This window comes from Flavobacterium tyrosinilyticum, from assembly GCF_023656565.1.
GTDB classification, from domain to species: Bacteria; Bacteroidota; Bacteroidia; order Flavobacteriales; family Flavobacteriaceae; genus Flavobacterium; species Flavobacterium tyrosinilyticum.
On the sequence record NZ_JAMOKG010000001.1, the window covers coordinates 1110037 to 1121950 of the forward strand.

Sequence of the window (11914 nt, forward strand, 5' to 3'; positions counted from 1 at the left end):
CATGAAAAGCCGAATTTTTTATTTCTTTCTTATCGGTTTTTTAAGCTTGATGACTTCCTGCGGTACTTCAAAATCAAAAAAACATATACCAGATATCACTGCTTTTAATTCGACAAAACCTATTGTCGAAAAAATATCAGACAGTATTTTTCTCTCTGGAAAAAATTCACTTTTAAAAAACAAACAAGGTCTTTGGGAATTATACGTAGAAGGTGATCCGCTCGAAATTGGACTTTCGACTGGCGCATTGACTGATTCTCTTTTGCACAAACAACAGCGCATTTTTTTCTCAAAAATAACCGATTTAATTCCGTCAAAATTCCAGCAGAAAATGCTCCGTCAGTTTTTAAAATGGTACAATCGTAAATTGTATCTAAATGTTCCTGACGAATATCAAACCGAAATTTATGGCGTTTCGCAATATACATCAAACGAGTTTGACAATATTGCACCGCAATATCAGCGCGGTTTGTACTTACATGCCGCTCATGATATTGGACACGCGTTACAAGATTTGGCATTAGTGGGCTGTTCTTCTTTTGCGGCTTGGAACGAAAAATCGGAAGATGGAAATTTAATTCTGGCTCGAAATTTTGATTTTTATGTGAATGATGCTTTCGCGGAAAATAAAATCGCGGCCTTTATAAAACCAAAAGAAGGATATCCGTTTATGATGGTAACATGGCCCGGAATGATTGGCGCTGTTTCTGGAATGAATTATGAAGGATTGACTGTAACGATAAATGCTTCTAAATCTAAAATTCCGCTTAGCGCGAAAACTCCGATTTCGATCTTGACCCGAGAAATTTTGCAACATGCGAAAAATCTGGACGAAGCCATTGCCATTGCAAAAAAAAGAAAAGTCTTTGTTTCTGAATCCATTATGGTTGGAAGCGCTAGTGATAACAAATCCATTTTAATTGAAGTTTCTCCAAATAAAATGGACATTTATGATGTTCCAAACAGCGATCAATTAATTTGTTCGAATCATTTTCAAGGTGAAGCTTTTGCAGCAGATAAACGAAATCTGGAACAAATTGCCAACAGCCATTCTGAATACCGTTATGAAAAAATGCAGGAATTGCTGTCTGAAAATCCGAAAGTAAATCCTGAAATTGCTTCAAAAATTCTTCGAGACAAAGATGGCTTAAAAAATATTTCTTTGGGATATGGAAATGAAAAAGCCTTGAATCAACTTTTGGCACATCACGGAATTATCTTTAAACCAAAAGAAAAATTAGTTTGGGTTTCGGCAAATCCGTTTCAATTGGGTGAATTTGTCTGTTATGATTTAAATCTGATTTTTGGTGAAAACCATAATGCAGCAAAATCTTTTCAAAAAGAAAATCTCAATATTGCCAAAGATCCTTTCTTAGAAACGACCGCTTTTCAGAACTTTAAAAAATTTAAAATTGAAGATCATAAAATAGATTCGATTTTAGAAAAGAAAAAAAACGTTTCTCCAGAGTTTCTTCAGAATTATCAAGCATTAAACCCTGATTATTGGGTTGTATATTATAAGGTAGGATTGTACTTTTACCAAAAAAAGGAATTTCTTCAGGCCAAGCTTAATTTTGAAAAGGCTTTAAGTCATGAAATCACTACAGTTCCCCAAAAAGAAGAGATTGAAAAATATTTAAAAAAAGTCAAAAGAAAATTACAATGATTCCAGCAATAGAAAAAGATTCTTTAGAAGAGATTAAAATTTTTCAAGAAAAAAAATTAGCCGAACTTTTAGCTTATATCAGCGAGAATTCTCCTTTTTATAAAAGACTTTTTGCAGGACAGAATATTGATATTTCGAAAGTAAAAACACTGGAAGATTTACAACATTTACCTGTTACAACCAAAGAAGATTTACAGCAATATAATGATGATTTTTTGTGCGTTCCGCAACATAAAATTATAGATTACGCTTCGACCTCAGGAACTTTAGGCGATCCCGTTACTTTCGGTCTAACCGATTCTGACTTAGATCGTTTGGCTTATAATGAAGCGATTTCGTTTGCTTGTGCCGGAATTGCAGAAGGCGATGTGGTACAGTTAATGACCACAATTGATAGAAAATTTATGGCTGGTTTGGCTTATTTTCTTGGTCTTCGAAAACTGAAAGTTGGCGTAATTCGTGTTGGCGCTGGAATTCCAGAAATGCAGTGGGATTCTATTTTAAAATACAATCCGTCTTATTTGATTACGGTTCCTTCTTTCCTTTTAAAATTAATCGAATATGCTGAAATGCACGGAATCGATTATAACAATTCGAGCATAAAAGGTGCCATCTGTATTGGGGAATCTTTGAGAGAGCAGGATTTTTCAATGAATATTCTATCGAAAAAAATCACAGATAAATGGGATATTAAATTGTTTTCGACTTATGCTTCTACCGAAATGAGCACCGCTTTTACAGAATGTGAACACGGAAAAGGCGGACATCATCACCCAGAATTGATCATTGTTGAAGTTTTAGACGAAAATAATCAGCCAGTAAAAAACGGGGAAACGGGCGAACTAACCTTCACTACTTTAGGAATTGAAGCGATGCCTTTACTGCGTTTTAAAACGGGAGACATGGTTCAGTTTCACGACGAACCTTGCGCTTGCGGAAGAAATACTTTACGTGTTGGTCCAGTTGTTGGCCGTAAAAAGCAGATGATCAAGTATAAAGGAACAACGCTTTATCCGCCAGCGATGAACGATGTTTTGAGCAGTTTTGATAATATCGAAAATCATTTGATTGAAATCTCTACAAACGATTTAGGTACTGATGAAATCCTGATTAAAATCGCGGTAAAAAATCAAACCCCAGAATTTTTACAAGAAATAAAAGATCACTTTAGAGCCAAATTGAGAGTGACTCCAAAAATAGAATTTGCTTCAAAAGAAGTTTTGAATCCGCTGGTTTTTAATCCAATGAGCCGAAAACCAATTCGATTTTTTGACTATAGGTCTTAATATAGGAGCAAAGTAACAAAGCAACAAAGGTTCAAAGGCTGTTAATCAGTACTATAAAAAACCTTTGTCACTTTGTTACTTTGAGCCTTTGTCTCTCGAATTGTGCCAATTCGACTAAAATGTTGTAATTTTGCAAAAAATTACGAAGATGGTCAAGATTGGCAACATAGAATTACCTGAATTTCCTTTATTACTAGCTCCGATGGAAGATGTTAGTGATCCGCCGTTTCGCAGGTTATGCAAAACGCATGGAGCGGACATGATGTACTCTGAATTTATTTCGTCGGAAGGATTAATTCGTGACGCTATAAAAAGCCGCATGAAGCTGGATATTTTTGATTACGAACGTCCTGTTGGAATACAGATTTTTGGTGGTGATGAAGAAGCGATGGAAATGTCGTCTAAAATTGTTTCTACTGTAAAACCAGATTTAGTGGATATCAATTTTGGATGTCCGGTAAAGAAAGTCGTTTGTCGTGGTGCTGGGGCAGGAGTTTTAAAAGATGTTGATTTGATGGTGCGTCTAACGAAAGCAGTTATCAAAGGAACTGATTTGCCTGTTACGGTAAAAACGCGTTTAGGCTGGGATGAAAGCTCAATCAATATTGATGAAGTTGCAGAAAGGCTTCAGGATATTGGTGTTCAGGCTTTAACAATCCACGCAAGAACTCGTGCTCAAATGTATAAAGGTCATTCTGACTGGTCGCATATTGCGCGTGTTAAAAACAATCCAAGAATTACAATGCCTATTTTTGGAAATGGCGATATCGACAGCCCTGAAAAAGCATTAAAATATAAAAATGAATACGGAATTGACGGAATCATGATTGGCCGTGCTGCAATTGGTTATCCGTGGATTTTTAACGAAATCAAACACTATTTCAAAACTGGCGAGCACTTGCCTGCTCCAACGGTTATTGATCGTGTTGAAGCTGCAAGAAACCACTTAAAATGGTCTATGGAGTGGAAAGGCGAGCGTTTAGGAATTGTAGAAATGCGTCGTCATTACACCAACTATTTCAAAGGAATTCATTCCTTCAAAGAATTCAAACAAAAGTTAGTAACAACTGATGCTCCTGAAGATTTATTCGCTATTATGAAAGAGATTGAAGAGGTTTATGCTGGATATGAGTTTGTTTAAAATAATCTTTGATAAAGAACTATAAAAAGAAAGACCTTCAAAAATTTGAAGGTCTTTCTTTTTAATCATCATAATGGAATCGACATTGTAAAATCACACATTTTTGATCAACACTTTTCGTTCCTGAAACTTTGTAAACCAGCCGATGCTCTCCTGTAATTCGGCGAGACCAAAAACTTTTTAAATCATGTCTTAAAGGCTCGGGTTTTCCAATTCCTTTAAAAGGATTCTCCCGAATAGATTTTATTAATTCTTTTATTTTTATCGCGGTATCTGTATCGTTTTCTAACCAATATTCAAACTCTTCCCAACCATTTTTAGTAAAACAAATATCCATACAATCTAAATTTCATCTGGGTTAAAGTCCACAAGTTTTCCTTTTTCCATTTGTTCTATAGATTCTGAAAGTCTTTTTCTATTTGCTTTAGTTGATAACAAATGTTGTGTTTCTAATATTGAATTGTATTCCTTCATAGAAATTATTACAACCGCATCTTCTTCCGAATTTCTCGGAACAACAATTATTTCTGATGATTCTGAAACTTCATCAAAATAATTTTTAATATTCTTTCTTAATGTTGATATCGTAATTGCCTTCATAAATTGGTACTTTAAAACGTACGTTCAAATGTACAATATTTTACATTTATAAACTGGCTATGTAGAATATTTAACTTTTAATTGAAAAAAGGCCTTCAATTATGAAAGACGTTTTCTTTATTATACTTGAACTCTCTTCCACCTTCCTCTTTTATAGAAAAATATTCCCGCTAAAGTGATTGCGGTTTCTGCAACTGGAATCGCAATAAAAACACCAGTTGGTCCCATATTGAAATGTTTGGCTAAAACAAAAGCAAGTGGAATTTGAAACAACCAAAAACCAAAGAAGTTAATTCCGGTTGGTGTCCAAGTATCTCCTGCTCCGTTGAAAGTATTGATTAAAACCATTCCGATTCCGTAGAAAATAAAACCGATACTCATAATCTGTAAAGCTTCAACTGCAATAGTTTTTACTGCTTCATCATTTGTAAAAAATGATATTATATATTTTCCAAAAACCAAAGTAATAATCATAATCGAAGCCATGAAAAGTACATTATATCTGGCTGTTGTATAAACCGATTTTTCTGCGCGCTCAATTTGTTTGGCTCCTAAATTCTGTCCTACCAAAGTCGCAGCGGCATTACTCAATCCCCAAGCTGGAAGTATGAAAAACATCATAATTCTTAAAGCCGTCTGATAACCTGCAGAACCGTGATCACCGCCCGTCGTCGCGACTAATTGTGCTAAGAAAATCCAGCTGCAAGATGCTATTACAAATTGCAAAATTCCAGGTGCTGCAATTTTTACTAAAGCCCGTATCTGTTTAAAATCGGGAGCAAAATAAGGAATCTTAATTTTTAAAATGCCGTTCCCAAAAAACAAATGATAAACCTGATATAAAACCCCAATACTTCTTCCGATAGTGGTTGCCAAAGCTGCACCAACTAGTCCGAAAGCGGGAATTGGCCCTAAACCATTAATTAAAATCGGACATAAAATAATATTACAAATGTTCGCAATCCAAAGACTTTTCATGGCAATGGCAGCATTTCCAGCTCCGCGAAAGATTCCGTTTATTAAGAACAAAAGCATAATGCACAAACTAGAGCCAATCATAATCTGAGTAAATTGGAAACCATGTTCAGCAGATTCTACAGAAGATCCCATTAAAATCAAAATCTCTTTGGCATATATAATTCCTAAAATGCTCATTATACTATTGATTGCAAATGCAATTATAATGGCTTGCATTCCGGCTTTTGCTGCAGCGACAGGATCTTTTTCTCCGATTCTTCGTGCAACAACTGCTGTTGCTGCCATACTCATTCCGATGGCGAGAGAATAAATTACTGTCAATACAGATTCGGTCAAACCAACAGTCTGGATGGCAAAACTGCTATGCTCTAAATGTCCGACGAAATATAAATCGACTAGGGCAAAAACCGATTCCATCATCATTTCTAAAACCATCGGAATGGCTAGTAGAATTACGGCTTTTTTGATACTCCCAGAAGTATAATCAAAAGATTCGTCGCCTTTTAAGGCTTGTTTTAGTGTGGTAAAAATTTTGGAAATCAAACTTTCCTTTATAGATGTTTCTGTCATGATATTTTAGGATAAATGATAAAATTGGTTCAGATGTAGTTGCAATCTGAACTGGAAAAGTAAACGTAAGTATCCTAATTATTCTAAAAAATAAAATAGGATTAGGCAGAAACAATCATATGCTGTAGATTTTCAAGGCAGTAAATATAAGTAATATTTCTAAAGAAGAAATTAATCCAGTAATTTTTTACTTACTCGGCTGCTTGCAATTAATGAAGCAACAAACCCTAATGAAATAATGGTCGTCATTACTATTAGAACATTTTCTATTGTAAAAACAACAGGGTAAGCCAAAGTTGGCGTGATCATGATAAGTTCAAACTTCTGCTGTAATAGGACAAGGACTATACCTAAAGCAAGTCCGATTAAACCACCAAAAACACTCAATAAAGTACCTTGAAGCAAAAATATTTTTCGAAGTCCCGTAATGTCTGTTCCTAAGTTGAACAGCGTTTTAAGATTTCCTTTCTTTTCTAAAATCATCATAATCAATGCGCCAATCAAATTAAAAAGAGCCACAATAATTACTAAGGTAAAAATCAGATAAACTGCAATATTTTCGGTATTTAGCATTCTATACAAAGACTCGTTTAGCTGTGCTCTATTTTTTAAAGTGATTTTATTTTTAAAAATAGATTTGAGCTGAGTCTTTACTGCTCCTTCATCTGCATTTTCTTTTAATTTAAATTCAATTCCAGAAATCTGATTTGGTTTGTACATGAGTAATTCCTGTGCCAATCCTAAATCTGCAAATACATATTTTGAATCTAAATCTTCACTGATCGAATAAATTCCAACAGGCAAAACATCGGTTTTAGTGAACGCTTCTTCTGGATTTTCGATTGCGCCTTTTCCTGGTTTAGGAGCAAAAACCTGAAGTGGGTTTTCAAAATCAAGAATTCCCATGGAGAAATTTTGAGCTAATCCGTAACCAATTACAACCTGATAACTGTCTGGTTTTAGCCACTGTCCATTAAAGAGTTTTTTCTTAATATCGTTAACAACTGGATAAACACTATCAACTCCTTTTAGATAAGTAACTTGTTGTTTGTCTTTAAATAAAAACAAAACACGCTCTTCTATAATTTTGGTATAAGAAGCAACACCATTGATTTTCTTAATTTCGTTTTCCTGATCGGGAGTAAGTAAAAAAGACTTTCCATAGGTATTTGTCAATTTTAAGTCCGGATCAATTTCGTTTGTAAACGAAAGACTAAAAACTTTAAGTCCGCTAAAAACAGATAAAACCACAAACAAAGCCATAGTACCAACAATGATTCCCATGCTGGCAATACGGTTAATAATATTGATAGCATTGTTTTTACTGCTGCTAAAAATATATCGTTTGGCTATGTATAAGGGGAAATTCAAATTAGGACTTTCTTCTTTTTTCTAAAAGATCTCTGTTTTCTATTGGGTTTTCTTTTCCTGCAAGTGCATTGTCGATTTTCTCGATGTAATCTAATGAATCGTCTATGAAGAATACTAAATTTGGAACACGGCGCAATTGTAAACGTACACGTTGTGATAAATCATGTTTGATTAAAGTGGTATTGGTTTTAATTGCCTCTAAAGTTTCTTTGGCTTTTTCTTGTGGAAAAATACTTAAATATACTGTCGCCACAGACAAATCTGTAGTTACACTCACTTTGGATACAGAAATTACCAAATTTGTAATTCCGTTTTTTCTCACTTCACCTTGCAAAATGTCAACCAGATCTTTCTGAATAACACCGCCTATTTTTTTCTGTCTATTTGTTTCCATACTGCAAAAATACTAAAATTTAGTCGTATTACATGCTCTTTTAATTGTTTTAAAAGCTGATAAAGGTCATAGCTTTTGAGGGAATTATTCTACATATTTGATATAAATATAAAACTAATCTATCATGAAAAAAAGAGAACCAATTAGTCATATTATGACTAAAACTGTAGTGACTGCAAACGAAAAAGATGATCTTAAAAAAGTGGTCGAAAAATTAAAAGCACATGCAATACGTCACATTCCGATTGTAAAAGGTAAAGAAGTTGTTGGAATTATTAGCCGAACGGATATAAATCGATTAACTTTTGGAGCTTTATTTGAAGGTCAGGAAAATGCCGATGAAGCGATATTAGAAATGTTAACTATTTCTCAGGTTATGACTTCGAAACCGAAAACAGTATCATCTGATACCATAATAAGAGATTTGGCTGAGATTTTTGTAAAAGAAGATTTTCATGCTCTTCCAGTTGTTGACAATGGAGAATTGAAAGGAATTATTACTACAACCGATGTCATGAAATATCTCTTAGAACAGTACGATTAACAAATATCAATCTCACATACATTTAATCTTAAAAGTGGCAGAGCATTCTTCTGCCACTTTTGTTTTTTATACAACACATATTTCAATAAATTATATAATTTCTTAAACATCATAACAAAAAATCAACCCATATTTGATTATTAAATAATTTTATTATTGTTAAAATTTTACATTTTTTTTGATAAAAATAAAATTAGTAATACTAAACTTAAAAAGCAGTAAATCAGCGTTTCAAAGAAAAAAAGACTCAAGGATTCTTGTAAAAAAGAACTTATTCAATTCAAAACTAACAGGATAGAACAGGATACTAAGGGTTTCTGTTATAAATAAGTTTAAACAACTTTAACTAACCGAAATCTATTCTTATGAAAAACAAAATTAGCCATTTGTTAATTTTGATCTTTTCCATTTTTGTGCATCTAACCACACTGGCACAAAACAAAATGGTAACTGGATCAATCACGGATTCCAACGGAATTCCAATTCCCGGCGCGAATATTGTCGTAAAGGGCTCACAAATCAACACCATTTCCGACTTTGATGGAAAATATTCCATAAACGCCAATACAGGAAGCGTTTTAATTTTTAGTTCTACTGGTTCTAAAACAATCGAAAAAACGGTTGAACAATCTTCCATTATCGATATCACATTAAGCGATGAAGTTGCCGAGCTTAAAGAAGTAGTTGTTGTGGGTTATGGAACTATGAAAAAAAGTGATTTAACGGGTTCGATCGCACAAATTAAAGGTGATGTTCTTAATACCGTTACCAGTTCTAATCCATTAGAAGCTGTTCAAGGACGAGCTGCTGGTGTAGCTGTTTTAAACAACGATTCTTCTCCAGGTTCTTCTCCGAAAATAAGAATTCGCGGAAACGGATCTGTCAGTGCAGGTAACGATCCTTTAATTGTTGTTGATGGTTTTCCGCTTGTAAATAGTAACTTAAACGACATTAGTTCTAACGACATTGAGTCTATGGAGATTCTTAAAGATGCTTCTTCAGCAGCAATTTACGGATCCAGAGGAGCAAACGGTGTTATCTTGATTACTACAAAAAGAGGTAAAAAAGGGCAAAATAATTTAGAGATCGTTGGTACTCAAGGAATCTCAACTCCTACCCGACTTCCTAAAACATTAAGCAGAGATAGTTTTGTCAATTTTATAAATGATGCCTACACGTATTCTACAGGAAAACCTGTTTACTCTGCTACCAATCCTGCCCCAAATATTAACACCGACTGGCAAGACGAAATTATCCAGAATATGGCGCTTATGCAAAACTATTCTTTGTCTTTTAGCGGAGGAAAAGACAATACAACTTATCTGCTTTCTGGAAATATTTTTTCGCAAGATGGAATCGTAGAAGCATCTGGTTTTAAGAAACTAACTCTTAGAACCAATTTAAATCACGAATACAAGCCTTGGCTTACCGTTGGAACGCATTTACAAGTTGGCCGTTCGCAAAGAGACATTCGAAACAATCCGACTGGAGATATCTTCAGATATGGGTGGCCAACAATACCTGTAAAAAATCCTGATGGCAGCTGGTATTATGCCACAGAAGATCCTGCAGTAAGCTCTTATTTTGAAGGAACTTGGAATCCTGTTTCGGAGGCATCAGAAATGACAAACGAAATTTCTACAGATCGTATTCTTGGCGATGTGTATGCCCATTTTAAAGTTGCAAAAAACTTGACTTTCAAAACCAATTATGGCGTAGATATTTCTAATGAAAAACAATATGAATACTACACTTCAAAATCTACAGCTGGAATTGGATCTGGAAACACAGGAACTGGAGGACAATATTACAGAAGACAAAGTTCTCAGCTAACCGACAATATTTTAAGTTATGCTAATACTTGGAAAGATAAACACAGTCTTACCGCAACAGCCGTTTATTCATGGCAAGAATATGTTTATGAAGATTTGGGAGTTAAGGGCTCTGGTTTTCAAAATGATGCAACGGGAGCAAATGATATTACATATGCAGATCGAGCAAGTATTACCAATTCTTCAAACAAATATTCTAGCAAATTAATTTCCTGGACAGCCAGAACTTCTTATGCTTACAACGAAAAATATCTTATAACCTTAACTGGGCGTTATGATGGATCTTCTCGTTTTGGAAGCAACAACAAATGGGGATTTTTCCCTTCTTTGGGACTCGGCTGGAATGTTGACAAAGAAAACTTTCTTAAAGATAGTAACGTAATTTCTGCTTTAAAACTTAGAGCTAGTTATGGTGTTACGGGTAATCAGGAAATTGGTAATTATCAATCTTTGTCTAAACTTGTTAAGGCAAATTATGTGTACGATAACAATCCGATTTTTGGATTTGTGGAGACAATTGGAAATCCTGATCTGAAATGGGAACGCAACATTCAGTACAATGCTGGAGTCGATTTAAGCTTATGGAAAAGATTTGATTTGAACTTAGATTTTTATCAGAGACAAACTTCAGATCTTTTATACAACGTTCCTATTCCTACCACTTCTGGTTATTCTAGTATGCTTCAGAATATTGGCGAAGTCAAAAATATTGGCTTTGAAGTTACGGCAAGAGTAAAAGTAATAGACTCTAATTTTAAATGGGATATAAGCGGTAATTTCTCTAAAAACAAAAACGAAATTGTGAGCCTTTACGGAGACGTAAGCCGTATAAATGTTGGAAGTTCTTCTGCTGGAATTGCTAAATATCTAGTTGTTGGCCAGCCTGTAAATAGTGTTTGGGCTAGAGAATCTGCTGGTATTATTAAAACTCAAGAACAACTGACGGCTTATCAGCAAATACGTCCAACAGCACAGCTTGGAGAAGAAATGTATGTGGACAAAAACAACGATAAAATCATTAATAATGACGATTACGTAAATATCGGAACAACTTCTCCTGATTTCTTTTACGGAATATCAACTAATCTAAGTTATAAGAATTTAACGTTAGACATTTACGGACAAGGGGCAACTGGTCTAGCTTCTGATGAAGATAGCAATTATATGATTTTTGGTGAAAACCAGATTCAGAACAGAAATTATATTCCGACTCAATATGCTTATGATAGAATGTGGAGTCCGACAAATCCGTCTGGAAATTTCCCAAGAGCAGGTGCTAAAGATGTATACCTGTCTGATCGTACAAACGGAGATTGGAATTATTTTGTAGTTAAAAACATTAAACTAGCTTACAATTTATCTAACGTAATCAAAAGTGTTGATTGGGTAAAACAATTAAACGTGTATGTGAATGCACAGAACTTTATCAATATTGCAAACCACAGAGGATATAATCCAGAAAGCGGAAATGTAACTTCTCCTTATGTAAAAACAATGCTGATTGGTTTTACTGCGAAATTTTAATTTAAAAA

Annotated in this window: 10 protein-coding genes; 5 read left to right on the forward strand and 5 right to left on the reverse strand. The window is 34.4% G+C overall.

Going from position 1 to position 11914, the window contains the following annotated elements; translation table 11 throughout:
• Position 1 precedes the first annotated feature (1 nt).
• From NCC77_RS04925 to dusB, 3 genes are all read left to right on the forward strand, one after another.
• The gene (locus NCC77_RS04925; RefSeq protein ID WP_250834594.1) at positions 2–1666 is read left to right on the forward strand and encodes a C45 family autoproteolytic acyltransferase/hydrolase; all 1665 of its coding nucleotides are present in this window, start codon (positions 2–4) and stop codon (positions 1664–1666) included.
• Positions 1663–2952: a flexirubin biosynthesis putative acyl-CoA ligase FlxY gene (gene flxY, locus NCC77_RS04930; RefSeq protein ID WP_250834595.1), complete on the forward strand. Its 1290-nt coding sequence runs from the start codon at positions 1663–1665 to the stop codon at positions 2950–2952. The genes NCC77_RS04925 and flxY overlap by 4 nt, the downstream gene beginning before the upstream one ends.
• A gap of 148 nt (positions 2953–3100) precedes the next feature.
• A complete protein-coding gene (gene dusB, locus NCC77_RS04935; protein WP_250834596.1) occupies positions 3101–4093 on the forward strand; it encodes a tRNA dihydrouridine synthase DusB in 993 nt (330 codons plus the stop codon).
• Positions 4094–4154: 61 nt separating this feature from the next.
• Here dusB and NCC77_RS04940 read toward each other — a convergent pair whose 3' ends face one another.
• From NCC77_RS04940 to rbfA, 5 genes are all read right to left on the reverse strand, one after another.
• The gene (locus tag NCC77_RS04940) at positions 4155–4430 is read right to left on the reverse strand and encodes a Txe/YoeB family addiction module toxin (protein ID WP_109191262.1); all 276 of its coding nucleotides are present in this window, start codon (positions 4428–4430) and stop codon (positions 4155–4157) included.
• Positions 4431–4435: 5 nt separating this feature from the next.
• A complete protein-coding gene (locus tag NCC77_RS04945; RefSeq protein WP_250834597.1) occupies positions 4436–4693 on the reverse strand; it encodes a type II toxin-antitoxin system Phd/YefM family antitoxin in 258 nt (85 codons plus the stop codon).
• A 120-nt stretch (positions 4694–4813) separates the two neighbouring features.
• Positions 4814–6241: an MATE family efflux transporter gene (locus tag NCC77_RS04950; protein WP_250834598.1), complete on the reverse strand. Its 1428-nt coding sequence runs from the start codon at positions 6239–6241 to the stop codon at positions 4814–4816.
• Positions 6242–6412: 171 nt separating this feature from the next.
• A complete protein-coding gene (locus NCC77_RS04955) occupies positions 6413–7612 on the reverse strand; it encodes an ABC transporter permease (RefSeq protein WP_250834599.1) in 1200 nt (399 codons plus the stop codon).
• Position 7613: 1 nt separating this feature from the next.
• Complete coding sequence (rbfA, locus tag NCC77_RS04960; RefSeq protein ID WP_095930618.1) at positions 7614–8006, reverse strand: 30S ribosome-binding factor RbfA; 393 nt, start codon at positions 8004–8006, stop codon at positions 7614–7616.
• 124 nt (positions 8007–8130) lie between these two features.
• Between rbfA and NCC77_RS04965 the strand changes: the two genes are divergently transcribed.
• Positions 8131–8550: a CBS domain-containing protein gene (locus tag NCC77_RS04965; protein ID WP_250834600.1), complete on the forward strand. Its 420-nt coding sequence runs from the start codon at positions 8131–8133 to the stop codon at positions 8548–8550.
• Between the two features lie 365 nt (positions 8551–8915).
• The gene (locus NCC77_RS04970) at positions 8916–11906 is read left to right on the forward strand and encodes a SusC/RagA family TonB-linked outer membrane protein (RefSeq protein WP_250834601.1); all 2991 of its coding nucleotides are present in this window, start codon (positions 8916–8918) and stop codon (positions 11904–11906) included.
• Positions 11907–11914: the final 8 nt, after the last annotated feature.